Annotated in this window: 23 protein-coding genes; 13 read left to right on the forward strand and 10 right to left on the reverse strand. The window is 70.4% G+C overall.

The annotated features are described in order from the left end of the window. Positions 1 to 4: 4 nt before the first annotated feature. Complete coding sequence (locus tag ACYVBN_RS06140; protein ID WP_460599725.1) at positions 5 to 1,876, reverse strand: CheR family methyltransferase; 1,872 nt, start codon at positions 1,874 to 1,876, stop codon at positions 5 to 7. Further along, positions 1,860 to 2,909, reverse strand: coding sequence for a chemotaxis protein CheB (locus tag ACYVBN_RS06145; protein WP_460599726.1), 1,050 nt, complete (start codon positions 2,907 to 2,909; stop codon positions 1,860 to 1,862). Before ACYVBN_RS06145 ends, ACYVBN_RS06140 begins: the two co-directional genes overlap by 17 nt. Positions 2,910 to 2,951: 42 nt before the next feature. Between ACYVBN_RS06145 and ACYVBN_RS06150 the strand changes: the two genes are divergently transcribed. After that, entirely contained in the window at positions 2,952 to 3,392 is a 441-nt protein-coding gene (locus ACYVBN_RS06150; protein ID WP_460599727.1) for a hypothetical protein, read from the forward strand. 58 nt (positions 3,393 to 3,450) lie between these two features. Continuing rightward, complete coding sequence (locus ACYVBN_RS06155; RefSeq protein WP_460599728.1) at positions 3,451 to 5,055, forward strand: phytoene desaturase family protein; 1,605 nt, start codon at positions 3,451 to 3,453, stop codon at positions 5,053 to 5,055. Positions 5,056 to 5,100: 45 nt separating this feature from the next. On the opposite strand, the gene ACYVBN_RS06160 is transcribed toward ACYVBN_RS06155, so the two are convergent. Then, entirely contained in the window at positions 5,101 to 5,571 is a 471-nt protein-coding gene (locus ACYVBN_RS06160; RefSeq protein WP_440283060.1) for an SRPBCC family protein, read from the reverse strand. A 93-nt stretch (positions 5,572 to 5,664) separates the two neighbouring features. Between ACYVBN_RS06160 and ACYVBN_RS06165 the strand changes: the two genes are divergently transcribed. Beyond that, a complete protein-coding gene (locus ACYVBN_RS06165; RefSeq protein WP_460599729.1) occupies positions 5,665 to 6,732 on the forward strand; it encodes an NAD-dependent epimerase/dehydratase family protein in 1,068 nt (355 codons plus the stop codon). 2 nt (positions 6,733 to 6,734) lie between these two features. Here the strand turns inward: ACYVBN_RS06165 and ACYVBN_RS06170 are convergent, their stop codons facing one another. Then, positions 6,735 to 7,523: an MBL fold metallo-hydrolase gene (locus ACYVBN_RS06170; protein ID WP_460599730.1), complete on the reverse strand. Its 789-nt coding sequence runs from the start codon at positions 7,521 to 7,523 to the stop codon at positions 6,735 to 6,737. A 99-nt stretch (positions 7,524 to 7,622) separates the two neighbouring features. Here ACYVBN_RS06170 and ACYVBN_RS06175 point away from each other — a divergent pair, with 99 nt between their 5' ends. From ACYVBN_RS06175 to ACYVBN_RS06185, 3 genes are read left to right on the forward strand one after another with little or no spacing between them, the layout of a single operon-like run. Then, positions 7,623 to 8,717, forward strand: coding sequence for a baeRF2 domain-containing protein (locus ACYVBN_RS06175; protein ID WP_460599731.1), 1,095 nt, complete (start codon positions 7,623 to 7,625; stop codon positions 8,715 to 8,717). After that, entirely contained in the window at positions 8,714 to 11,656 is a 2,943-nt protein-coding gene (locus ACYVBN_RS06180; protein ID WP_460599732.1) for an FAD-binding and (Fe-S)-binding domain-containing protein, read from the forward strand. The genes ACYVBN_RS06175 and ACYVBN_RS06180 overlap by 4 nt, the downstream gene beginning before the upstream one ends. A 4-nt stretch (positions 11,657 to 11,660) precedes the next feature. Beyond that, positions 11,661 to 11,921 carry a hypothetical protein gene (locus ACYVBN_RS06185; protein WP_460599733.1) on the forward strand — a complete coding sequence of 87 codons (261 nt, stop codon included), beginning with the start codon at positions 11,661 to 11,663 and terminating at the stop codon, positions 11,919 to 11,921. Here the strand turns inward: ACYVBN_RS06185 and ACYVBN_RS06190 are convergent, their stop codons facing one another. Continuing rightward, entirely contained in the window at positions 11,922 to 12,368 is a 447-nt protein-coding gene (locus ACYVBN_RS06190; RefSeq protein ID WP_440283066.1) for a hypothetical protein, read from the reverse strand. It abuts the gene before it with no gap. After that, positions 12,365 to 13,405, reverse strand: a complete 1,041-nt coding sequence (locus ACYVBN_RS06195; protein ID WP_460599734.1) for a glycosyltransferase family 9 protein — start codon at positions 13,403 to 13,405, stop codon at positions 12,365 to 12,367. The genes ACYVBN_RS06190 and ACYVBN_RS06195 overlap by 4 nt, the downstream gene beginning before the upstream one ends. Before the next feature lie 126 nt (positions 13,406 to 13,531). On the opposite strand from ACYVBN_RS06195, the gene ACYVBN_RS06200 reads away from it, so the two are divergent. Both ACYVBN_RS06200 and ACYVBN_RS06205 read left to right on the forward strand, forming a co-directional pair. Next, the gene (locus ACYVBN_RS06200; RefSeq protein ID WP_460599735.1) at positions 13,532 to 14,113 is read left to right on the forward strand and encodes a hemerythrin domain-containing protein; all 582 of its coding nucleotides are present in this window, start codon (positions 13,532 to 13,534) and stop codon (positions 14,111 to 14,113) included. Beyond that, a complete protein-coding gene (locus ACYVBN_RS06205) occupies positions 14,110 to 15,288 on the forward strand; it encodes an MDR/zinc-dependent alcohol dehydrogenase-like family protein (RefSeq protein WP_460599736.1) in 1,179 nt (392 codons plus the stop codon). The genes ACYVBN_RS06200 and ACYVBN_RS06205 overlap by 4 nt, the downstream gene beginning before the upstream one ends. 45 nt (positions 15,289 to 15,333) lie before the next feature. Here the strand turns inward: ACYVBN_RS06205 and ACYVBN_RS06210 are convergent, their stop codons facing one another. Next, the gene (locus ACYVBN_RS06210; protein WP_460599737.1) at positions 15,334 to 16,014 is read right to left on the reverse strand and encodes an HAD family hydrolase; all 681 of its coding nucleotides are present in this window, start codon (positions 16,012 to 16,014) and stop codon (positions 15,334 to 15,336) included. Beyond that, positions 16,011 to 16,637 carry a D-sedoheptulose-7-phosphate isomerase gene (locus tag ACYVBN_RS06215; RefSeq protein WP_460599738.1) on the reverse strand — a complete coding sequence of 209 codons (627 nt, stop codon included), beginning with the start codon at positions 16,635 to 16,637 and terminating at the stop codon, positions 16,011 to 16,013. The genes ACYVBN_RS06210 and ACYVBN_RS06215 overlap by 4 nt, the downstream gene beginning before the upstream one ends. A gap of 144 nt (positions 16,638 to 16,781) precedes the next feature. Between ACYVBN_RS06215 and ACYVBN_RS06220 the strand changes: the two genes are divergently transcribed. From ACYVBN_RS06220 to ACYVBN_RS06230, 3 genes are read left to right on the forward strand one after another with little or no spacing between them, the layout of a single operon-like run. Continuing rightward, complete coding sequence (locus ACYVBN_RS06220; RefSeq protein WP_440283072.1) at positions 16,782 to 17,744, forward strand: TIGR03557 family F420-dependent LLM class oxidoreductase; 963 nt, start codon at positions 16,782 to 16,784, stop codon at positions 17,742 to 17,744. A 2-nt stretch (positions 17,745 to 17,746) separates the two neighbouring features. After that, on the forward strand, positions 17,747 to 18,511 hold the full coding sequence (locus tag ACYVBN_RS06225; protein WP_460599739.1) for a beta/alpha barrel domain-containing protein: 765 nt from the start codon (positions 17,747 to 17,749) through the stop codon (positions 18,509 to 18,511). Beyond that, the gene (locus ACYVBN_RS06230; protein WP_460599740.1) at positions 18,460 to 18,765 is read left to right on the forward strand and encodes a hypothetical protein; all 306 of its coding nucleotides are present in this window, start codon (positions 18,460 to 18,462) and stop codon (positions 18,763 to 18,765) included. The genes ACYVBN_RS06225 and ACYVBN_RS06230 overlap by 52 nt, the downstream gene beginning before the upstream one ends. A gap of 1 nt (position 18,766) precedes the next feature. Here ACYVBN_RS06230 and ACYVBN_RS06235 read toward each other — a convergent pair whose 3' ends face one another. Next, complete coding sequence (locus ACYVBN_RS06235) at positions 18,767 to 20,653, reverse strand: transketolase family protein (protein ID WP_460599741.1); 1,887 nt, start codon at positions 20,651 to 20,653, stop codon at positions 18,767 to 18,769. Between the two features lie 4 nt (positions 20,654 to 20,657). On the opposite strand from ACYVBN_RS06235, the gene ACYVBN_RS06240 reads away from it, so the two are divergent. Further along, positions 20,658 to 21,971 (forward strand): enolase-like domain-containing protein, encoded by a 1,314-nt coding sequence (locus ACYVBN_RS06240; protein WP_460599742.1) that lies wholly within the window; start codon positions 20,658 to 20,660, stop codon positions 21,969 to 21,971. Between the two features lie 114 nt (positions 21,972 to 22,085). On the opposite strand, the gene ACYVBN_RS06245 is transcribed toward ACYVBN_RS06240, so the two are convergent. After that, complete coding sequence (locus tag ACYVBN_RS06245; protein WP_440283078.1) at positions 22,086 to 22,358, reverse strand: DUF7218 family protein; 273 nt, start codon at positions 22,356 to 22,358, stop codon at positions 22,086 to 22,088. A 123-nt stretch (positions 22,359 to 22,481) separates the two neighbouring features. Between ACYVBN_RS06245 and ACYVBN_RS06250 the strand changes: the two genes are divergently transcribed. Further along, a complete protein-coding gene (locus ACYVBN_RS06250) occupies positions 22,482 to 23,015 on the forward strand; it encodes a hemerythrin domain-containing protein (protein WP_460599743.1) in 534 nt (177 codons plus the stop codon). The last annotated feature ends 17 nt before the right edge of the window (positions 23,016 to 23,032 follow it).

Here is a 23,032-nt window from a genome sequence, read left to right on the forward strand (position 1 = left end):
GACGTCAGGGTCGCTCGGGTCGCTCGCTGCTCACGTCGTCGGCGGACAACTCCTCGAAGAGGATGAGGGCCCCGCTGGGTTCCTGGGTGTCGTTGCTCATCGCGGTGACGGTGACCCGCAGGTCCACGCTGCGGCCACGCCGGTTCACCGCCGTCACGTGCTGCCCGTAGATGCCGGCGTCCCGGCCCGCGGTCACCACGTCGAGCAACCAGGGCCGCAGCTCCTCGACCGGCAGTCCGCTGTCCAGGCCCAGCAACGGCTGGCCGATCGTCTCGTCCTCGCGCAGCCCCCACAGCTCCTCGGACTGCCCGCCCCAGACCTGGACCATCAGATCGCGGTTGACCACCACCACCGCGGCATCGAGGCTGTTGAAGATCGACTGCATGAAGGCGTTCAGCTGCGTCACGGCGAACGACCGGTCACGCAACTGTTCGTTCGTCAGCTGCAGCTCGTCGTTGGTGGACTGCAACTCCTCGTTCATCGTCTCCAGCTCCTCGTTGGTGGACTGGAGCTCCTTGTTGGTGGTCTCCAACTCCTCGACGGTGGACTGCAGCTCCTCGTTGGTCGACTGCAGCTCCTCGTAGGCCGTCTCCAGCTGACGGTTCGCCGCCTCGACCTCGACCTGGAGGTCGTGGTAGCGGGTGACGTCGGTGAGGGTGATGGACAGACCCAGTGCACCGCCGGCACTGTCCAGCAGCGGCACCATCTGCACGTCCAGGTAGGTGGGCGCAGCGCCGGTGTGCCGCCACGGCACCTCGCGCAGCGCCACGGTGTCCCGGACCTCCAAAGCCGCGGCCATCCGCGGCCCGAGTTCGGCGATCGTGTAGGAGATGTCCAGGTCGGAGAACGGGCGGCCGATGTCCCGCTCGGACAACCCCAGCATCGCCCCGGCCCGGTAGTTGACCAGCGCGAGCTGCCGGTCGGGGCCCACGACGAGTTGGGCCACGGGGCTGGTCATGATCAGCTCGTGCCGCAGCCGGCCGTCCCGACTGGTCATCGGTTCGCGGCCGTACAGCCGCCGGGGTGCGGTGAAGGGTGCATCCGTGGGCGCCGACTTCGTCTTGGCGAAGAAACGCCGCTTGAGGTCGATCGGCTCGAAGGTCGAGGTGTGGTTCAGCAGCATCTCGGCCTTGCCCAGGAACAGCACGCCCTGGCTGCGCAGCGCGAACCCCAGCCGCGACACGACCCGCGACTGCGTCTCGGCGTTGAAGTACATGAGCGTGTTGCGGCACAGCAGGATGTCGACGCGGGAGATGGGCGCGTCGTGTTTGACGTCGTTGCGCCCGAAGATCACGCTGCGCCGCAGATCGGCCGACAACTGCCAGCGCGAGCCGACCTGCTCGAAGTACCGGTCGCGGTAGGGCTGGGGGAGGCCGCGCAGTTCACGCTCGGTGTATGACGCCTGACGCGCGTAGTCCAGCGCGTCCTCGTCCAGGTCGGTGGCGTAGATCTTGACCCGGTCGCGGAACTCCTCGCCGAGGGAGTCGTGCAGCAGCATGGCGACGCTGTAGGCCTCCTGCCCGGCGGCGCAGCCGGCGCTCCAGACCCGGATCGGCGCACCATCGAGGTCGGCGAGCAGGTTGGGCAGCACCTCGTCGCGCAGGTAGTCCCAGGCGTCGGCGTCCCGGAAGAAGCCGGTGACGTTGATCAGGATGGTGTTGAACAGTGAGGTGAACTCGTCCGGTTGCAGTTGCACCAGATCGAGGTAGTCGTCCACGGTCGACACCGACACTTCCTGCATGCGGTGCTTGATGCGCCGGATGAGGCTGGGCCGTTTGTAACCGGTGAAATCGAAAGCGCGGCTCTCCTTGAGGAACTCCAGCAGCCGTTCGAAGTCCGCGTCGCCGTCGGACGCAACCTCATGGTCGGTGGACATGCTCCTCCTGGGTGGCTTCCTCTGCGAGCGGCGTGCTCAGCGGCTGCTCCAGCAGCCGCTGGAGCACGCGAGCGGACCGCCGTGCTTCGGCGGCCTTCTCGAGGAACCGCTGCCGGGACAGCGTATTGCCTCGCTCGGCCGCCCGGTCGGCGAGTTGGTCGCTCAGGGCCGCCTTGTCCTCCAGGCTGCGCAACGCCATCCACAGTGCACTGTCCAGGCTCTCGGACTGCGCGGCCATCAACGCCAGCGAGGACCACGCGTGGCCCACCCGGCAGCGGAACCGCACCAGATCTCCGTCGTGGATCTGGAACAGCGAGCCGTTGCAGTCCGGGCAGGAGAATCCGGCCGCCTGCCCGGGGCGGGCCAGGTCGTTGACCATGTCCGCCAGCTCTGCCGCCGTGCCGATCATGTCCGCACCGACGTTCTGTATGACGCTCGACGGCATGCTCGGGTATGCCGCGTCGTCGGGACTCTGTGCCAGCACCGCTCCGCCGCGTTGCCGGATCGCCTCCATGCCGGCGGTGCCGTCGTCCAGGGCGCCGGAGAGGATGACGCCCACCACGCGCGGACACCACGCGCGCGCTGCGCTGCGGAACAACACGTCGACCGCGGGGCGGGTGCCGTTCTCGTGCGGCCCGCGGGTGATCGTGCTGTGCGCGTCGGTGACCACCAGGTGGTGGTCCGGGGGAGCCACCACGATCCGGCCGTGCTCGAGCGCGTCCCGGTCGGCCGCAGTGACGACCGGCAGGGGACCGGACTTGTCCAGGATCGAGGCCAGCATGCTGGACCCGGACGGCGGCAGATGCAACACGACGAGCACCGCTGCGGGGCAACGTCGGGTCGAGCCGTGCCACGAATTCGCGCAGACTGCCCACTCCTCCGGCCGAGGCGCCGACCACGACGACGTCACGTGTCCCGTCATACGACCCGTCGACCTCAGCACCCGTTTCTGCACCTGCACCGATGTACACCAGTCTCCTCGTGGTTTCCTGACCGGCGCATCCGTGCTCGCAGGCCGATGACGCATCGCCATGACGCATCGGAATGGCGACGTGATCCGTCATACCCCGAAAGGGTGGCCGACAACACTGCGCGCTCGTGCAACGATGGGGTGATGCAGGAGGACGCCGCGCACCGCGCCCGGCAACGGGCCGACGAAGCGCGCCAGCGCGCGCGGGAGGCGGGCGCTCGTGCCGCCGAACTCGCAAGCGGCCCGGGCACCTTCGACGCGACGAGCCTGGCGCGGTCGAAGCAGGCGGTCGAGCGCGCCGCCCGCCTCGCCGCCGAGGGCTACCGGCACGCCGCGGAGGCCGAGCTCTCGGCGGCCCGCACCCACGACTCGATCGCCGAGTCCCTGGAGGAGCGGTGCGAGCAGGACCCGGCGGACAGCCAGCAGCTGCGGCAACAGGCCGCCGACCACCGGGCCTCGGCCGCCGACCACCGCCGCAAGGCGCAGTACGACGAGTCCTCCCGGGAGCAGATCGACCGACGGGGCCGACCCGGCGAGGACCAGTGACCGACCCACGCCGGCCGCGCGGTTTCCCGGCGGCTCCGGCGGGTACACACCGGCGACCATGACTTACCGAGCTGAGAACGCAGACGCCGTCGTGATCGGCGCCGGACCGAACGGACTCGTCGCCGCCAACGCCCTGGTCGATGCCGGCTGGGACGTGGTGGTCGTCGAAGCGGAGGACGAGGTCGGCGGCGCGGTGCGCAGCGCCGAGCTCTTCCCCGGCTACACCAGCGATCTGTTCAGCGCGTTCTATCCCCTCGCCGCGGCCAGTCCGGTCGTGCAGGACCTGGGCCTGGAAGGACACGGGCTGGTCTGGCGCCGGTCGGCGTCACCGGTGGCACACGTCGTCTCGCCGGAGCGCGCGGCCGTCCTCTGGTCCGACGTGGACCGCACCGCGGCGGCGCTGGACGACTTCGCGCCGGGCGACGGCAGTGCCTGGCTGGAGATGTTCGCCACCTACCAGCGGGTGCGGCCGGCCGTGCTCGACGCGTTGTTCACCGTGTTCCCTCCGGTGCGCGCCATCCTGTCGTTCCTGCGACGCACCCGGGTGGCCGGGCTGGCGGACCTGGCACGCCTGGCGATCACGCCGGCGCACCGGCTCGGCGAGGAGAACTTCGCGGGCGAAGGCGGCCGGGTCCTGTTGTCCGGCAATGCGATGCACAGCGACCTGGGTCCGAACGGCGACGGCGGCGGTTTCATGGGCTGGCTGCTGGTGATGCTCGCACAGGATGTGGGTTTCCCGGTCCCGGAAGGCGGCGCCGGCCGGCTCGCCGGGGCGTTGCGCAGTCGCGCGGAGTCCGGCGGCGCACAATTCCGCTGCGGCACGGCGGTCGACCGCATCCACGTGCAGCACGGTTCCGCGACCGGTGTGCACCTGGCAGACGGCACCCGCATCACCGCACGCCGGGCGGTGCTCGCCGACGTGGCCGCCCCGGCGCTCTACACGCAGCTGTTGGCCGGCACCGATGTGCCGGAGCGGATGGCGCCGGACCTGCGCCGCTTCGCCTGGGACCACTCGACCGTCAAGCTCAACTGGGCGCTGGACCGGCCCATCCCGTGGCGCACCCCGGTGCTCGGCAACGCCGGGACGGTGCACCTGAGCGGCTCGGCCGGGACGTTGCTGCGATCCGGACTCCAGTTGCAGGCCGGCGACCTGCCCGAGCAACCGTTCGTCGTCCTGGGACAGATGGCGCGGGCCGACCCGACCCGCGCTCCGGAGGGTTGCGAATCCGCTTGGGCCTACACCCATCTGCCGCAGTCGATGGCGCACGACGAGCAGGCGATCGCGACCGTCATACGCCGTGCGAAGGCTGCCCTCGAAGATGCGGCGCCGGGCTTCGGCGATGCGGTCGTCGGTGAGGTCGTGCAGCGCCCCGCCGACCTGGAGGCGATGGACCGCAATCTGGTCGGCGGTGCCATCAACGGCGGCACGTCGGCGCTCTACCAGCAACTGTTCTTCCGCCCGACACCCGGCCTCGGGCGTCCGGAGACGCCTGTCGCGAACCTGTATCTCGCCAGCGCCGGCGCCCACCCCGGTGGCGGAGTCCACGGGGCGTGCGGCTGGAACGCGGCACGGGCCGCACTGTCCGCGCACGGCAGGCTGGGCGCCGTCCACCGCGCACTCACCCAGACCGCGTGGAACCGGTTGCTGCGCAACAACCCCTGATCAACCCCTGACCCTGGCGGCGCGACGACGTCGCCCGGGACCCGGCTAGGCGCCGTTGCGTTCGGCGATGAGCGCCAGCCGCCGCAGGCACTCCCGGTTGCGCGGACGCAACATCAGCTGCCGCGCCGCGCGGGGCAGGGCCAGGCCCGGTCCCGAGATGACGTCCTCCGCCATCCCGACGACGCACGTGTCGCCACGGTCCTCCAGCGTCAGCCGGACCTCACTGCGTCCCCACGGCCACGCACGCGGTGCGAGCACCAGTTCCCTGCCGGGGACACTGCTCACCGCGTCGGTGTGGTCGTGGATCATCACCGGCCACAGACCGACCGAGTGGTACAGCCGCGCGCGATCCTGCGGCCACCCGGCGTCGACCGCGCGGATGCGGGCACTGCCCACCACCCAGGCGGCATACGACCACCCGTTGCTGAGCACCTCCCAGACGACGGCGGCGGGGGCGTCGATGGTGCGGCTCACCGGACGTGCGGTGATTCGGTCCGGTCGGGGAGTGATCGACATGCGTGTACCTCCTGGGATGCGGCCACCTCATACCCTGGCGTCGAGACGCCGAATCGCGTTGCGCTGCAGGGCCGAGTGGGTACGCCACCGGTCATGAGAGTTGTGGTGACCGGCGCGACCGGCAACATCGGGACTGCCCTCTTGCCCCACCTGCTGCGGGCCGGACACACCGTTCAGGCGGTGGTGCGGCGGCCGGCTCCCGGGTGGCTCGGGCCCGACGCGGTGCGATGGACGGCCCTGGATCTGGCGGACGAGGCTGCCCGCGGGCCGTTCGAGCGACTGTGTCGTGGGGCGGACGCGCTGGTGCACCTCGCGTGGGGATTCCAGCCGATGCGCCGCCCGGATCTGCTCGCCGAATCCGGACCCGGGGCGGCGGGTCGGTGCGTCGACGCCGCGTTCGCAGCCGGCGTGGACCGTGTCGTGCAACTGTCCTCGGTGGCGGCATACCGCCCGCGTACCTCGCTCGACCCGGCCGACGAAGGGCATCCGCTCGGCGGCATCCGGTCCTGCACCTACAGCCAGGACAAGGTGCGGGCCGAAGCGGCGGGGCGCGCGGCCGCGCACCGGCACGACGCGCTCGAACGCCTCACCCTGCTGCGCCCGTGCATGATCGGACAGCGCGCAGCGGGCGGCATGATGCTGCGTTGCTCGCTGCCCGCCATCGTGCCGTCGTGCGCAGTGGACCGGCTGCTCCTGCTGCCGGTCGACCCGGACTTCCGCATGCAACTGATCCACGCCGACGATGTCGCGCTCGCCATCGTCCGGTGCCTCGAGCGGGACGTCGGCGGGGCGTTCAATCTGGCGGGCGACGACGTGCTCGACGGTGAAGACATGGCCAAAGCGTTGCATGCCATGCCTATTCGCGACATGCCGCCGGGCGTTCGCGGACTGGTCGCCGGCGCGTGGGCTGCCCATCTGCACTCGTTGGAGCCCGGTTGGGTCGACATGGCCAACCGGGCTCCGATGGTCAGCTGTGCACGCGCCCACGACGAACTGGGGTGGCGGCCCCGGCACCGGGCGTCCGACGTGCTGGCCGAACTCATCGCCGGTATGGCGGACGGTGCCGGCGCGGACACACCGGCGCTGCGGCCGCGGACCATCCGGGACGGTCTGCGACGTTTCGTCCGTGACGGCACCGTCGCTCGCCGTGCGATGACCTGACCTCACTGGTCGCCGAACAACGGCCGGGTCTCGCCGCGCCGCGGCACGGCGAGGCGGTCCGCGAGTCCGTGCCGGCGCGCACGGGCGATGAAAGCCGAGACCGGAGAACGGAAGACGCGGTAGTCGTCGTGGTGGACCGGCACAACGCGGTCGAGCGGAAGACGGCGGATGGCATCGACTGCCTGCACATCGTCCATCGTCACCGTGCGCAGCAGGACACGAGTGCTACCGCAATGCAGGATGCCTGCGTCGATGGCCGGATACCGCTCGGCAATGGCGTCCAGATGAGGTCCCGTCAGGGTGTCCCCGCTGATGTAGAGGCGCCGGTCCGGACGCCCCGGCACACGGTGGGTCAGCATGCTGCCCATGACCGGCGGCAGCATCCGGCCCAGCAAACCGGTGGCGTGGATCGCGGGCAGCGACTCGACGACGAGCTGCTCGCCGTCGCGCTGGAGGGTCGTGGTCTGCCAGGTCTCCAGCGCCTCCGTGGCGAACCCGCGACGCCCGAGGCGCCGCGCGGCCTGTGGCGTCGTCAGCAGCGGCACCTCCTTGTCCAGCTGTCGCCGTGCGATCCGGTCGAAATGGTCGCCGTGCAGGTGCGAGAGGAGGACCGCGTCGAGCGCCGGCAGCTGCGAGGGTTGCAGAGCAGGATCCACCAGCCGTCGCGACACCAGGCCCCAGCCCAGGTAGGCGAACTGACCACGGCGCAGGAAGTTCGGATCCGTCAGCACGGTGAACGACCCGATGCGCAGGATGGTCGTGGCGTTGCCGACGAAGGTCATCGTGTCCATCGGGCGGTGATACCCGACAGTGGCCGCTGCCACACCACGGTTTGTGGGTAACGCTCTCGGGTAGTTCGTCAGGACCCAAGACACAGGAGATCCGCCCTGATGAGACTGGATGCGTGGAAGAACCTGCAGCAGGCCGGCGACGACTACGTGACCGTCGCGCTGGACACCACCCGTGACGGTCCGGGCGCCGCACACCGCATCGAACTGCGATGGGAGGCCGCCCGCGACGAACTCGCCGCGGCCGGGGTGCCCGATCGGCTGCTCGAGCTGATCGGCAATCGCTTCGCCGTCGTCGATGGACGCACCGGGTCGGTCGGCCGCTGTGTGATCGCCGCCGTGGGCGACGACGGTGACGCGGCGCGGATCGTGCTGGACGTTCCGCTGCCCGAGGCGCCGGACGGCATCGCCGACCGAGGTCCGGTGCCGAACCTGTTGCCATTGCTGCGTTCCGGTCAGCGGTACCCCGCCCATCTGCACGTGAACATCGACCGCGCCGGGGCGGACATCAGCGTGCGGGGACCGCTCGGTGCGGATGCCGGGGAGCACGAGGTGTCCGGCGATCACGACGTGATCCACAAGGTGAGTGCTGGTGAGGCGTCCGAACAGCGGCTGCAGCGCCGTGCCGAGGACTCCTGGGAGCGCAATGCGACCGAGGTCGCCCACCAGGTGGACCGGCTCGCGCAACAGCACCACCCGGCAGTGATCACCGTCGCCGGAGATACCCGTGCCGTCACCGCGCTGCACGCACACGTCAACGAGCGGGTGGCCGCGCTGCTGACCGTCCTGGACACCGGCGGCCGCGCCGACGGCACCGACCAGGAGGCGCAGGAGGCCGCGATCCGCGACGCGCTGGACGCGGCCGTGGCCACCGACGTGGAACAGACCACCGCGCAGCTGTTGCAGGCGGAGGGACGCCAGGACCGGGCCGCACAAGGACCGGACGAGGTGACCCGGGCGTTCGACCGCGGCCAGGTGGAGACCCTGGTATTGACCGACCCACCGCCGGACACCCGCCGTGCCGTCGAGCTCGCCGCCGCTGCGTTGAGGACGGACGCAGCCGTGGTCCTCGTGCCGGCGGAGGTCACCCTGCCGGGCGGTGTGGCGGCGGTGCTGCGCTGGGCGGACGGCGCCACCCCGCACGACTCCGGTCCGAGCATGCCCGGCCACGGTGAGCAGCCCGGCTGGCAACCGTGAGCGGGACACTCGAGGACGATCTTCGCGCCCACGTGGACGGCGAGGTCCGTTTCGACGCCGGCACCCGAGCGGCATACTCCACCGACGCCTCGAATTTCCGGCAGGTGCCCATCGGGGTCGTGGTGCCGCACAGCGTGGAGGCGGGGGCGGCCGCGATCGCGGTGTCTCGCCGGCACCACGCCCCGATCGTGTCGCGTGGTGGCGGCACCAGCCTCGCCGGTCAGGGCACGAACCAGGCGGTCCTGATCGACTGGTCCAAGCACTGCCACCGGGTGCTGGAAGTCGACCCGGACGGGCGCACCTGCGTCGTCGAGCCCGGTATCGTCCTGGACCAGCTCAACCGTGAACTCGCCGGCCATTCCTTGCGATTCGGGCCGGAGCCGGCAACGCACCCCAACTGCACCGTCGGCGGGATGATCGGGAACAACTCGTGCGGTGCGACCGCACAGCGCACCGGCAAAGTGGTCGACAACATCGCCGGCCTCGAGGTCCTGTTGGCCGACGGCACCCGCTTCTGGTGCGGACGCACCACCGACGAGCAGTATGCCGAGATCGAGCGGCACGGTGACCGCCGCTCCGGCATCTACCGTTCGCTGCGGCGGCTGCGGGAGGAGTATGCCGACGAGATCCGCGCGCGGTACCCCGACATTCCGCGGCGAGTCTCCGGTTACAACCTCGACTCGCTGTTGCCGGAGTACGGCTTCGACATCGCCCGCGCCCTGGTGGGCAGCGAGTCGACGCTGGTCACGGTGCTGCACGCGAAGCTGGACCTGGTGCCGGTGCTGCCCGAACGCACCCTGGTGGTCCTGGGTTACGACTCGGTTGCGGCCGCCGCCGACGCGGTGCCGGACCTGTTGCCGTACGAGCCGATCGCGTTGGAAGGTTTCGACCACCGGCTGATCCACGACGAGCGAGTCGAGCACCTCCACGACGACGCCCGGGGGCAGATGCCCGACGGGAACGCCTTCCTGATGGTGCAGTTCGGCGCACAGCACAAGCAGGACGCCGACCGTGCCGCCGCGGCGATGCTGCGCGGCACCGGCCGCGCACCCGAGGACCCGGATGTGTCGCTGGTGTCGGATGCGGACCTGGAGGGCGACCTGTGGGCGGTGCGCGAGTCCGGCCTGGGCGCGAGCGCACATGTCCCGGGTGAACCCGACGCCTGGTCCGGTTGGGAGGACGCAGCTGTCGCGCCCGAGAGACTGGGTGACTACCTGCGGGACTTCGAGGCGCTCTGCCGGCGCTTCGGTTACTCCGACGACGCCGTGCCCAGCATCTACGGTCACTTCGGACAGGGTTGCGTCCACACCCGGATCCCGTTCCGGCTGGCCGACTCCGGTGGAGTGGACGCCTACCGCAGGTTCATGGAGGAAGCGGCGGACCTGGTCGTCTCGTATGGCGGATCGCTGTCCGGAGAACACGGCGACGGTCAGTCCCGCGGCGAACTCCTGCCGCGGATGTTCGGCGACCGGATCATGACGGCGTTCGCCGAGCTGAAGTCGCTGTTCGATCCGGAGAACCTGATGAATCCCGGCAAGCTGGTCACGGCGGACCGGCTGGACGAGCACCTCCGGCTGGGCAGCTCGTGGTCACCGCGACTCGCGGCTTCGCCGGCGTTCGACTATCCGGCGGACGGCGGATTCGTCCATGCTGCCAACCGATGCGTCGGCGTGGGCCTGTGCCGGGCTCCCCAGCCCAAGGACGACGACGACATCATGTGCCCCTCCTACCGGGCGACCCGCGAAGAGGTCCATTCGACCCGTGGCCGGTCCCGGTTGCTCTTCGAGATGTTGCACGGCCACGACGACGGCCCGATCACCGACGGCTGGCGCTCGACCGCGGTCCGGGACGCCCTCGATCTGTGCCTGTCCTGCAAGGGCTGTGCGAGCGACTGCCCGGTCAACGTCGACATGGCGACCTACAAGGCCGAATTCCTGCACCACCACTATCGGCATCGGCTGCGTCCCCGCGCGCACTATGCCCTCGGCTGGCTCCCGCTGGCCGCACGCGCCGTCACGGCCACGCGCAGCGCTCCGATCGTCAACCGGCTCAGTGCGATTCCCGCGGTCCGTCGTCTCGGTGCGAGAGCCGCCGGGGTCGAGGACCGGCCGGTGCCGAGCTTCGCCGCGCGCACACTGCAACAGTGGTTCGCCGCGCGCCGTCCCACCGGCAGCGGTGAACGCGGCAGCGTGCTGCTCTGGCCGGACACCTTCACCAATCACTTCGACCCACAGATCGGGCAGGCGGCGGTCGCGGTGCTGGAGGCGGCCGGCTATCGGGTGCAGCTGCCCACACGCCCCGTCTGCTGCGGACTGACGTGGACGTCGACCGGTCAGCTCGATATCGCGCGGCGGGCGTTGCGGCGCACGGTCGACGCCCTGGCGCCCGCCCTGCACGAGGGTCTGCCCGTCGTCGGGCTCGAACCCAGTTGCACCGCGATGCTGCGCTCGGACGCACCGCGCCTGTTGCCCGACGACGTGGAGGTGCGGCGGTTGGCCGATCAGCTGCTCGGCTTCGCCGAACTACTGCACCAGCACACCGACGGCTGGACACCGCCGGCTCTCGACCAGGCCGAGGCCTTGGTCCAGGTGCACTGCCATCAGCACGCCGACCGCGGTTGGGACGCGGACCGCTCGCTCCTGCAGGATGCCGGCGTGACCGCGCACAACGTCGGCGGATGTTGCGGCCTCGCAGGCAACTTCGGCTTCGAGGCCGGCCACCTCGAGGTGAGCCGGGCCTGCGCCGAGGACCGGCTGTTGCCGGCCCTGCGGGCCGCCGACGACGCGACGGCCGTGCTGGCCGACGGCTTCAGTTGCCGCACCCAGATCAGCACCTTCGACGACACCGGACGCGCACCCCTGCACCTCGCTCAACTGCTCGCCCGCGGATTGCGACCCGCGGGGCACACCACCCGATCCGGCCTTCACCGAGGGAAGTGACGCCATGTCCACTCCACAGTCCACTCCACAGCCGACTCCACCGCCGCAATCGACCGCCGGCGAGCCGCAGGACGACCAGCTCACCGAGCAGTTGGCGATGCTGCGCCGCGCCATCGACGACCAGGGTCCATTGTCCATCCGCGACCTGGCGGAAAACGTTGCGGCGCAGTACTGGGAGAACGGCGTCTTCGAGCAGGCGCTGACGACGGCATTGGCCGACGGGCGGCTGGTCCGCACCACCGACGGCCGCGTCGCCGCACCGTGATCAGGACGACTCGGTGTCGGTCTGCTGATCGATCGCGGGGCCGTCCGACGCGTGCGGTTGTTCCATCGCATTGGCCTCCGAGAGGGCGCCGGCGAGCACCCGGTCCTCGCAGATGACCGTGACGAGCCCCCCGGAGTTGCGGAAGATCTCCTGCCACTTGTTGACGATTTCGTCCGGGTGGACGACCCCGAACTCGTCGTTGACCTGGCGGATCATCGACGCCATCTCGTCGGCGTCCGCATCGGTCTGCTGGGCGGTGGACCACAGGGCCATCGCGTAGTCGTCGGCCGCGTCACCCAGCTTCTGCACCAGGTCGTCGGAGATCGGGATCTGTGCGGAGGGGTGTCCGACATCGCCCGCCGATCGGTCCGGTGTCGGGTCCTCCGGCGACGAATGCTTCGGCGCGGAGTTCGGATCGGTTCGCTGCTCGGTGTGTTCCTCGGTCATGACGGGGTCCTTCGTCGCTTCTCACGGTGCTGCGGAAGTGGTCGCCCTACCCCTTGGCTCACCGACGAATCAGCCGCGCCGGGCTGAGACGCCAGCAGCTCGTGCGCGGCGGTCATCACCTCCGCGACGGTGATGGCGGCCAACCGCGGATCGAGATGGTCGCCGTGTGGGTCGCCGGGCACCGTGGCTCCCCGGCCGTGCCAGAGACAACGATGCAGGTCCCGGTCGATCGCCGGACCCCACAGATCAGGCGACACCGGACCGAACAACGTCACCGACGGTATGCCGAAAGCCGTTGCCAGATGGGCTGTTCCGGTGTCGCCGGAGATGAGCAGACTGCTTCCTGCGATGAGGTCCGCCAGCGCGGGGAGCGGAGTGCGACCCGCGCGCGACTCGGCCGCGGTGCCTCGGCACACGGCCTCGCACAGAGCCCGCTCCGCCGGACCCCCGGTCACCACGACGCGGTGATCGGTCTGCAACGCCCGGGCCACCGCCCGCCAGCGGGGCGCTGGCCAGCGCCGGGATGCCGACGCTGCGCCGGGGTGCAGCACGACCGGCCCGAGTGCGGCCCGGCCGGGGGAGCCCAGCCGTAGGTCGGCAGGGTCGCACGTGCCGCCCGCCCAGCGTGCCAGCGTGCACCATCGCTCGACCTCGTGCGCGCCGTCATCCCAGCTCGGGCCATCGGTGAAATCCGCTGCCGCGCAGGCGAAGCCGACCATCCGGCGCGGCCTCGTCATACCCAGGACGTGGTGGCTGCGCGGGCCGCGACCGTGCAGGTTGACCGCCACATCCGGCCGCCGTGCATCGTTGAGCGGGTCGAGGCCGTGCGCCGGCACCACCCCGTCGACCACGTCCAGCGTCGTCAGCCATCGGCCCACCGCCGGCGGGCAGGCGAGCAGCACGGTGTGCTCGGGGTAGGCACGCCGAAGGCCGCGCAGGGCCGGCACCCCGGTGAGGGCGTCACCCAGCCCCAGAGCCCGCAGTGCCAGGACGACGGGTGCGAAGGAGCGGCCGGTGCCGGCGCGGTGATGGCCCATGACCGGTCGGCTACCCCGTTGCACAGCGGTCCAATCCGACGCTCGGCGGTGTTTGCTGCCGATGTCCCGGGGTAGTGCCCACAGCGACCGTGACAGCAGATCCGTTCATCGCGAAGGAGACCGATCATGGGTGGTGCGGCAGAGGACCGCGCGGAGGCAGCGAAACTGCCGGAGGGAGACGTGATCCGCATCCTGCTGGAGCAGCATGCCCGGATCCAGGACCTCTTCGACGACGTCGCCTCGACGAGCGGCGACCACAAGCAGATGGCGTTCGATGAGTTGCGTGCGCTTCTCGCCGTCCACGAGACGGCCGAGGAGATGATCCTGCGACCGGTGTCCACACCGCTGGCCGGCGACGGGGTCGCCGACGCACGCAACCAGGAGGAGGCGAAGGCCAACGAGGTGCTCGCCGAACTGGAGAAGCTGGACGTCACCTCCAGCGACTTCGACGCCACATTCCGGTCCTTCCGACAGTCGGTCGTGCAACACGCCGAGAACGAGGAGAAGGAGGAGTTCCCGGCGGTGCTGGACCAGTGCGACGCCGACAAGCGACGCAGCATGGGCGAACGGCTCCAGGCGGTCGAGTCGCTCGCGCCCACCCATCCGCACCCGTCGACGGCCGGTTCACCGGTCAAACAGTGGGCGGTCGGCCCGTTCGCGTCCCTGGTGGACCGCACGAAGGATGCGCTCAGCGGTGGTGACCGGTGAAAGCGCTGACCTGGCAGGGCCGCCAGCAGGTCGAAGTCACGGATGTGCCCGAACCCGTGCTGAAGGAACCGACCGACGCGATCGTCCGGGTCACCTCGACCGCGATCTGCGGCTCGGATCTGCATCTGTACGACGTGCTGACGCCATTCATGCAGCAGGGCGACATCCTCGGCCACGAGGTGATCGGTGTGGTGGAGGAGGTCGGCTCGGAGGTGGAGCGGCTGTCCGCCGGCGATCGGGTGGTGGTGCCGTTCAACATCTCGTGCGGCCACTGCTGGATGTGTCAGCACGGGCTGCAGTCGCAGTGTGAGACCACCCAGATGCGCCGCACCGGCAAAGGCGCCAAGCTGTTCGGCTACAGCAGCCTGTATGGCGCAGTGCCCGGTGGGCAGGCCGAGTTCGTCCGGGTGCCGCAGGCGCACTACGGCCCGATCGTGCTGCCGTCGACCGGCGCGGACGAGCGATATCTCTATCTGTCGGACATCCTGCCCACGGCGTGGCAGGCGGTGCAGTATGCCGACGTCCACGACGGTGACACGGTCGCCGTCATCGGGCTCGGACCGATCGGCCAGCTCTGCTGCCGGATCGCCGGTCACCTCGGCGCGCGCGTCATCGGTGTCGATCTGGTCGCCGACCGGCTGGCGACCGCGGGCCGGCACGGTGTCGAACTCATCGACAGGCGGTCGGTCGACGACGTCCCGCAGGCGATCCGTGAGCTGACCGACGGTCGCGGCGCCGACGGGGTGATCGATGCGGTCGGAATGGAAGCACACGGCGACAAGGTCGCCGAGACGGCGGCGGGCGTCGCGAGCCGGCTGCCCTCCGTGGTCGGCAAACCGGTGATGAAGCACTTCGGGCTCGACCGGATGGCGGCCCTGCGGACAGCGTTCGCGGCGGCTCGCCGGGGTGGCACGATCTCGATCAGCGGGGTGTACGGCGGGGCGTTGGACCCGATGCCGATGATCGAACTCTTCGACAAGGGCGTCACCCTGCGGATGGGCCAGGCGAACGTCCGTCGCTGGACCGACGACGTGCTGCCGCTGGTGCTGGAGGAGGACGTCTTCGACCTCGAGCACTTCGCGACGCACCACCTCCCACTCACCGAGGGGCCGGCGGCATACCGGATGTTCCGGGACAAGACCGACGCGTGCCTGAAGGTCGTGCTGCAGCCCTGACGGCGCGCGTTGCTCCGGCCCGGCGGCACCCAGGGGACGCGTCCGTCATGTCCGCGAACCACCCAGCAGCGACCGGGGGAAGCGCTCCAGCAGCGCTGCAGCGTCGTCATACACCTCGGCGGCCCCGGCACTTCGCAGTTCGGACGCGCCGATGCCTCCTCCGGCCAGGCCGATGCAGGGGATGCCCGCCCGCGCGGCGGAGCGCACGTCCCACACGGAGTCACCCACCGCGACGGTGCGGTCCACGGCGAGACCGTGTGCCTGCATCGCCGCGAGCATCAGCTCCGGACTCGGTTTACCCTGCTGCACGTCCTGCGAGGTCGTCGCACCGGCGATGACGCCGTCCGCGCCGATCAAGGGCAGCATCCACTCCAGGTCCGCCGTGCCGCCGCTGGTGGCCAGCGCCACGGTCCATCCCTGAGCCGCGCACCGGCGCAACAGGGCGGGCGCGCCGGTCAGGGCATTGACGCCGTAACGCTCGCGCAGCCGTGCGAAGTGCGCGGCGTGGGCCTGGACCAGGTCCGGTCGGTCCTGCCCGACCAGGTGCTCCACGAGCGCCTCACTAGGGCGTCCGATCGAGCGGTGTATGTCGGCCATCTCGACGCGGAAGCCGTTGTCGCAGAACGCTGCCGACCACGCGAGCACGTGCAGGTAATTGGTGTCGAGCAGGGTGCCGTCGATGTCGAAGACGACACCGGCCCGGCCGGACGCGACAGCCGGTGTCATGCGTGCGCCTCGGGGCGCAGATCGCTCCACGTCCCGCCGGTGTCCTCGGTGCTGCCCAACTCCTCGTCCAGCGCCGCGCACAGCGCGTGCACCGCAACGAGATGGCCCTCCTGGATCGCCGCCGTGGAGTGGGCGGTGACAGCCAGGCATTCGTCAGCCAGTTGTGCCAACGGGTTGGGCAATCCGCCGGTCATCGCCCACACACGCAGCCCGAGTTCGCGGCCCACTTCGGCTGCACGCAGCACGTTCGGGCTGCGCCCGCTGGTCGACAACAGCATCAGGACGTCGTCGGTGCGTCCGTGCGCGGCAACTTGCCGGGCGAAGATCTCCTGGCCGCCGTAGTCGTTGAGGATCGCTGTCACACTGGACGATTCGGCGGACAGGCAGATCGCGGACAGGGCCCTGCGGTCCCGGTCGAACTTGCCCACCAGCTCGGCGGTCAGGTGCTGCGCCTCCGCCGCACTGCCCCCGTTGCCGGCCGCCAACAGGCGGCCGCCGGTCGCCAGAGTCAGCGCCAACCGCGCACCCCAGCCGCGCAGCAAGCCCTCCTGCCGCGCGATCGACGCCGACCCGATCTGCAGATCGTGCAAGTGCTCGGTGAGCCATGGCCATTCAGCAGTCATGGCGGCTGGTTACCCGTCCGGTCAGCGGTTGAACCCGGTGCGCGGCGGACGGCAGGGCCCCACTACGCGACGGAATGACGCGGTTTTGCAGGGTTCCGGCGTGGGTACCTGCCGGGCAACGCGAACCGGAGTTGGAGGACTGACATGCGGATCGGCTACTTCCTGTCGTGCGAGGAGTACACGCCCCACGAACTGGTCGACCAGGCGTGGGCGGCGGCCGATGCCGGTTTCGACTGCCTGTGGATCAGTGACCACTACCACCCGTGGAACGACGAGCAGGGCCAGAGCGCATTCGTCTGGTCGATCATCGGCGCGATCTCCCAGGCGTGCGAGTTGCCGGTGACCACGGCGGTGACGTGTCCGACGCAGCGGATCCACCCGGCCGTGATCGCCCAGGCCGCGGCATCCAGTGCCGTGCTGCTCAACGGACGATTCACTCTCGGCGTCGGGACCGGTGAGGCGCTCAACGAGCACATCACCGGGGAAGGCTGGCCGCACGAGGACGTCCGCCTCGAGATGCTGGACGAAGCGGTCGAGGTGATCCGGCGATTGTGGAGCGGCGAGGTCGTCTCGCACGACGGTCGCTTCTACACCGTCGACACGGCCCGGATCTACTCGCTGCCGGAGGAGCCGCCGCCCATCTATGTGTCCGGTTTCGGTCCGAAGGCCATCGAGCTCGCCGGGCGGATCGGCGACGGCTTCATCTCCACCAAGCCGGATGCCGATGCGTTGCGGCAGTTCCGCTCGGCCAAGGGCCGAAACGCCCCGGCAGAGGCCGGCGTGAAGGTGGCGTTCGCGCCGACCGAGGAGGAGGGGGTCGATCATGCGCACCGGCTGTGGGCCAACGCGGGCGTGCCCGGCGAACTCGCCCAGGTGCTGCCTTCCCCCCAACACTTCGAGCAGGCATCACAACTGGTGACCCGGGAGATGACCGCGAAATCGGTTGCTGCCGGCCCGGATCCGGAGACGCACCTGGCCGCCATACGTCCGTATTTCGAGGCGGGCTACGACACGGTGAACGTCGCGAACATGGGCCCGCACTATCGGGAGATGATCCAGTTCTACGGTTCGGTGATCATCCCCGAGCTGAAATCGGACGAGGACTGAGCGTGCCGCCCGCCGCCGCCGTCGGCGCCCCGGAACCGCGCGGGGTGCGGCTGCGGCTGGCCGACGTCTCGCGGCGGGGACTGGCGGACGGCAGCATCCACCGGCTCGTTGCCGAACAACCCGTGACCGGCATCGCCCTCGACACGGCCGCCGTCGGGGCCGCCCTGTCCGAGGGCGTGTATGGCGAGCAGCTCGCGCAATTCGCCGCGGAGCAGGTGCCGGCCGGCGATGCACTGCTCTGGGCGATGACCGACGACGCCCGTACGGTCTGCGATCTGCTGGCCGCAGTGCATGATTCGACCGCGCGCACCGACGGCCGCGTCTCCCTGGCGGTCGATCCGCGGTGCGCACGCGACACGGAAGGCACGTTGCACGACGCACGGCGGCTACGGACGGTGGTGGGCCGTGACAATCTCTACGTGGGTGTGCCCGCGACCGCGGAAGGGATGTCCGCGATGCAGGCACTGTTGTCCGAGGGCGTCAGCGTGGATGCGACCAACATCTACGGCCTGGAGCGGCTGCGGCAGGTGCTGGCCACAGTGCTGGCCGGGCTCGAACAGGCCGCCGCGCGCGGGCGCGACCTCACCCGCATCTCCGCGGCACTGTCCCTGCGGGTCGCGGACGTGGACGCCGAGGTGGCACGGCTGACCGGCGCCTTCTGGGCGACCTGCAGGCGTGCGGCGCCCGCCCGATCCGCATGGTGTGGGACACCACCGTGGGTGCCGGCCTGCCGGGCGCGGACACGTTGTACGTCGAGCGGATGCTGACCGCCGGTGGCGTGATCGCGCTGTCCAGCGCCACCCTGCGCGGCCTCGCGGACCACGGTGCGCCGTCCGGCGGGACGCACGCGACGTCGTCGGCGGCGGCCGCCGGCGACGTGCTCACGACCGTCGAGCGGCACGGGGCCCGACTGGAAGGCATCGCGGAATCGTTGGAGGACAGGCGGATTCGCGAGCTGAGCGACATCCGCGAGTCGACGCTGCGGGCGCTTCAGGACCGGCTGGCGCAGGTCTCGACCTGACTCAGCCCCGCCGTTGTCCTGCCTCGGCACAGACGGAGCGGGCCGCATCCGCGATCGACCGGGCGTCGATGTGGGCGGCACGCATCAGCTCCTCGGGGGTGCCCGAGGTCGGCATGATGCCAACGGCGAGCTTGTGCACCCGTGGCCGGTCGGCGCACTCCGCCAGCGCCTCCAGGACCGCGTCGCCCAGTCCTCCCTCGGCACGGTGGTCCTCGACCGTCACGATCGCCGAGGTCTCGCCCGCGGCGCGGCGTACCGCCTGCTCGTCGATCGGCTTCACCGAGTAGCAGTCGATGACGCGAGCCGTGATCCCTTCGGCGGCCAGCAGATCGGCAGCCTTCACCGCTTCGTCCACGGTCACGCCGCACGCGATCAGCGTCACCTCGTCCTCGTCGCTGCCGGCCAGCGTGCGGCTGCCGCCGATCCGCACCATCTCGTCGGCGGGGGTGCGGACGGCGGTCTTGCCGCGCAGCACACGCAGGTAGCTGATCCCGCTGCGGTCGGCCATCTGCTCCATCAGGGACGTCACCTGGTTCGCATCCGACGGGTGCAGCACCACACTGCCGTGTATGGCGCGCAGCGAGGCCATGTCCTCCAACGCCATCTGCGACGGCCCGTCGGCGCCGATCGAGACACCCGCGTGCGACCCGCACAGCCGCAGGTCGGCACGAGACACGGCGGCCATGCGGACGAAGTCGTACGCCCGTGCCCAGAACGCGCCGAACGTGGAGGTGAACGGGATCCAGTCGCGGGTGCCGAGTCCGACGGCGGCGGCAGCCATCTGCTGCTCGGCGATGAACATCTCGAAGTAGCGCTCCGGTGCGATCTTCGCGAACTGATCGGCGTGCGTGGAGTTCGACACCTCGCCGTCCAACGCCACGACATCCTCACGGGTGGCTCCCAACCAGGCGAGCGCGGCGCCGTACGCCTCACGGGTGGAGCCGTCGGACCCCACGTCGTACGACGGCCGCTCGTGCTGCGTGGTGGTGAAGCGATGCGGCTCGCGGTCGGTGTCGGGGCGCTGGACGTCGACCTGCAGATCGCGGAAGCCGCCCAGCTCCTGGACGGCGGCAGCGGCATCCGCCAACGGTTTTCCGTGTTTGCCGGGCTGGTCCTCCACGGCGCGGACACCCCTGCCCTTGAGGGTCCGGGCCACGACCACGGTCGGTTTCCCTTTGACCCCGGCTGCGTGGTCGTATGCCGCGTCGATCGCCTGCACGTCGTGACCGTCGACCACGATCGGATGCCACCCGAACGCCGCCGCCCGGTCGGCATACGCCTGCACGTCGTGGCCGAGCATCGTCTCGCGTGTCTGGCCGAGGCGGTTGACGTCGATGATGGCGGTGAGGTTGTCCAGGCCGCGCCAGGCGGCATACTGGAACGCCTCCCAGATGGCCCCCTCGGCCATCTCCGAGTCGCCGCAGAGGACCCACACGCGGTAGGGCAACCGGTCCAGCTCCTTGCCCGCCAGGGCGATCCCGACACCGATCGGCAGACCCTGCCCGAGCGATCCGGTGGCCACGTCGGTCGGTGGCATCCGCGGCGTCGGGTGACCCTCCAGTCTGCTGTCCAGCGTGCGATAGGTGCGCAACTCCTCCTCGTCGATGGCACCGGCCGCGTGCAGCATCGCGTAGTAGAGCGGCGAGGCGTGGCCCTTGGAGAAGATCAGGTGGTCGTTGTGCGGATCGTCCGGGGTCTGCAGGTCCCACCGCAGGTGCCGGCCCAGCAGCACCGCGATCAGATCCGCGGCCGACATCGACGACGTCGGATGGCCGGACCCGGCGCGGTCGCTCATCACCACCGAGTCGACGCGGAGTTGCTGACCGAGTTCGGCACAGAAGTCCAGGTCGGGCAGCGAGTCGGACGGGGGACCGGAAGGTGTTGGCATCGGCGTGCTCCTCTCAGCGACTCCAGGTGAAGCCACCTACCCGGCGGTCACCGGCCGGAAACCGGGCGGCGGTGAACGCATGGCCACCTGCCTGCAGGGGTATGCGCGCAGCATGTCGCCCGTCGTTGTCGTCGACCAAGTGGAAGCTCGTGCGCTGTCGTTCCCGACGGCCGCGGCGCAGAGCGACGGCACGTTGACGTGGGATCACGTCGACGTGGTGACGGTGGAAATCCGGGCCGGTGGGCACGTGGGACTGGGGTGGTCCTACACGTCGCCGGCGGCGGTCGAGATCATCCGGTCGGTGCTGGCGCGTCAGGTGCTCGGGGAGGACCCGGCGAGCCCATCGCGCCTGTGGGAGCGCATGCACGGCGCCTGCCGCAACCTCGGCACGCGCGGTGTGGTCATGGCGGCGATCAGCGCCATGGACGTCGCGCTGTGGGACCTGCGCGGCAAGGGTCTGCGCGTGCCGCTGGCGGAGCTGTGGGGTGTGCATCGCGAGGCCGTACCCGTGTACGGCTCAGGTGGTTTCACCTCGATGAGCACCCGCGACCTCGACCGCCAGGTCCAGGACTGGCTCATCGCCGGATGTTCGGCGGTCAAGCTGAAGATCGGCGAGAACCGCGGGCACGACGTCGCCCGCGACCTCGACCGGGTCGCCCGGGTGGTCAACGCGGTCCAGGACCACGCCCGGACCGGCACGCAGGCCCGTCCGGGTGCGGACGTCCAGGTGATGGTCGACGCGGACGGCGCCTATTCGCGCAGCCAGGCGATGCGCGTCGGTCAGGACCTGGACATGCTCGGGGTCACCTGGTTCGAGGAGCCGGTGTCCGCGGAGGACACCCAGGGCCTGGCGCAGTTGCGGGACGCCCTCAACTGCGACGTCGCCGCCGGCGAGTATGTCGCCGAACTGGCCGACGCCCGGTCGATGAGCGAGGTGGTGGACTGTCTGCAGTTGGACGTGACCCGATGCGGCGGCTTCACCGGGTGGCGCCGGTGCGCGGCATACACGCACGCGGCGCACGTGCCGGTGTCCGCGCACGGTGCGCCGGCGTTGCACCTGCCGCTGGCGATGGCCGACCCGGCCGTGCGGCACGCCGAGTGGTTCAGCGACCACGTCACCGTGGAGGAGCAGATGCTCGACGGTGCACCGATCGTGCAGTTCGGGCGGATGACGGCACCGCACACGTCGTCGCCCGGGCACGGCTACCGGCTCCACGACGTGTCCGCCTTCGCGGTCGACGGCGGCGCCCCGCCGCCCACCGGCACGCACGCCGTGACCTCGCTCGACACGCACCGGCTGCGGCGACGCAGCAGGTAGGACGCGGCGCGAGGCGCAGCACGGCCCGGCGCGTTCGCGGCGGGTTCAGATCCGGTGCTTGGCCGTGCTGGAAAGCACACGGATCCAACGGGAATCACGTGGTAGCGCAGCTGCTCAGTGCTCGCGGAGGGCATCGATGAGTTCGTCCTTGGTCATCGAGGAGCGGCCCTCGATGCCGATCTCGGCGGCACGCTGGTGCAGGTCGTCGACGGTCCAGTCCTCGTACGACCCGTGTTCGCCGCCCTTGCGGCCGACCTCGGACCGCGAGGAGTTCGCCGCGGCGTTCGCGATGCGGGCCGACTTCTCCTTGCTGTTGCCCTCCTCGCGCAACTCCTCGTAGAGCTCGTCGTCCTTGACCGAGGGTCCTGGCTTCTTGTTGCTGGGCATGCGGGTCACCTTCCGTGGGTTGGCGGTTCGTACCGTGGCGCCATACCCGATCGACCGCGTCTGACGCGTGCCACCGGTCGCCGCCGCGGTGTCGCCCCCGGCAGGATCGGGTATGGCGCGAAGATGGACCAGAATCACATCGACGACGTACCTGCCGCCAGCGAGATCGCCGGGCAGGTGACCGCGCAGCACGGCATGATCCGCTCCGCCTTCCACGCAGCCAAGTCCGGATCGGCGCAGCAACAGGAGGCGGCCACCCAGCACCTGTTGCGGCTGCTCGCGATGCACGAGGCAGCCGAGCAGTTGACGGTCCATCCCGCGCTGGCACGTGCCGGTGGTGGCGCGATCGGGGTCGGCGACGATCGGATGGCGGAGGAGGAGCAGGCGGTGCAATTGGCCGAGCGACTGCAGTCGCTGGACCACGGGTCCTATGAGCACAAGATGCAGTTCCGGTTGCTGGAGGAGGCCGTCACACACCACGCGACCAGCGAGGAGACCTCGGAGCTGCCGTTGTTCGGCGACCTGGACGCGACCGAGCGGCTCACCATCGGGCAGGCGCTGCATGCGGTGGCGGCTGCGGTGGAAGGTGACTGCCCGATCGCGTACGGCCCCTTCGCCACCATGGTGCAGGACACGAAGGCCTGGCTGGCCGGATGAGCCGGCCGGCCAGGCCA

The sequence above is a fragment of the Flexivirga lutea genome (assembly GCF_054778955.1).

Excerpts from the sequence above, each read along its gene's own strand:
- ACYVBN_RS06140 (WP_460599725.1), bottom strand. The coding sequence starts at position 1,876 with ATGTCCACCGACCATGAGGTTGCGTCCGACGGCGACGCGGACTTCGAA.
- ACYVBN_RS06145 (WP_460599726.1), bottom strand. The coding sequence starts at position 2,909 with ATGGCGATGCGTCATCGGCCTGCGAGCACGGATGCGCCGGTCAGGAAA.
- ACYVBN_RS06155 (WP_460599728.1), top strand. The coding sequence starts at position 3,451 with ATGACTTACCGAGCTGAGAACGCAGACGCCGTCGTGATCGGCGCCGGA.
- ACYVBN_RS06160 (WP_440283060.1), bottom strand. The coding sequence starts at position 5,571 with ATGTCGATCACTCCCCGACCGGACCGAATCACCGCACGTCCGGTGAGC.
- ACYVBN_RS06165 (WP_460599729.1), top strand. The coding sequence starts at position 5,665 with ATGAGAGTTGTGGTGACCGGCGCGACCGGCAACATCGGGACTGCCCTC.
- ACYVBN_RS06170 (WP_460599730.1), bottom strand. The coding sequence starts at position 7,523 with ATGGACACGATGACCTTCGTCGGCAACGCCACGACCATCCTGCGCATC.
- ACYVBN_RS06175 (WP_460599731.1), top strand. The coding sequence starts at position 7,623 with ATGAGACTGGATGCGTGGAAGAACCTGCAGCAGGCCGGCGACGACTAC.
- ACYVBN_RS06185 (WP_460599733.1), top strand. The coding sequence starts at position 11,661 with ATGTCCACTCCACAGTCCACTCCACAGCCGACTCCACCGCCGCAATCG.
- ACYVBN_RS06190 (WP_440283066.1), bottom strand. The coding sequence starts at position 12,368 with ATGACCGAGGAACACACCGAGCAGCGAACCGATCCGAACTCCGCGCCG.
- ACYVBN_RS06195 (WP_460599734.1), bottom strand. The coding sequence starts at position 13,405 with ATGGGCCATCACCGCGCCGGCACCGGCCGCTCCTTCGCACCCGTCGTC.
- ACYVBN_RS06200 (WP_460599735.1), top strand. The coding sequence starts at position 13,532 with ATGGGTGGTGCGGCAGAGGACCGCGCGGAGGCAGCGAAACTGCCGGAG.
- ACYVBN_RS06210 (WP_460599737.1), bottom strand. The coding sequence starts at position 16,014 with ATGACACCGGCTGTCGCGTCCGGCCGGGCCGGTGTCGTCTTCGACATC.
- ACYVBN_RS06215 (WP_460599738.1), bottom strand. The coding sequence starts at position 16,637 with ATGACTGCTGAATGGCCATGGCTCACCGAGCACTTGCACGATCTGCAG.
- ACYVBN_RS06220 (WP_440283072.1), top strand. The coding sequence starts at position 16,782 with ATGCGGATCGGCTACTTCCTGTCGTGCGAGGAGTACACGCCCCACGAA.
- ACYVBN_RS06235 (WP_460599741.1), bottom strand. The coding sequence starts at position 20,653 with ATGCCAACACCTTCCGGTCCCCCGTCCGACTCGCTGCCCGACCTGGAC.
- ACYVBN_RS06245 (WP_440283078.1), bottom strand. The coding sequence starts at position 22,358 with ATGCCCAGCAACAAGAAGCCAGGACCCTCGGTCAAGGACGACGAGCTC.
- ACYVBN_RS06250 (WP_460599743.1), top strand. The coding sequence starts at position 22,482 with ATGGACCAGAATCACATCGACGACGTACCTGCCGCCAGCGAGATCGCC.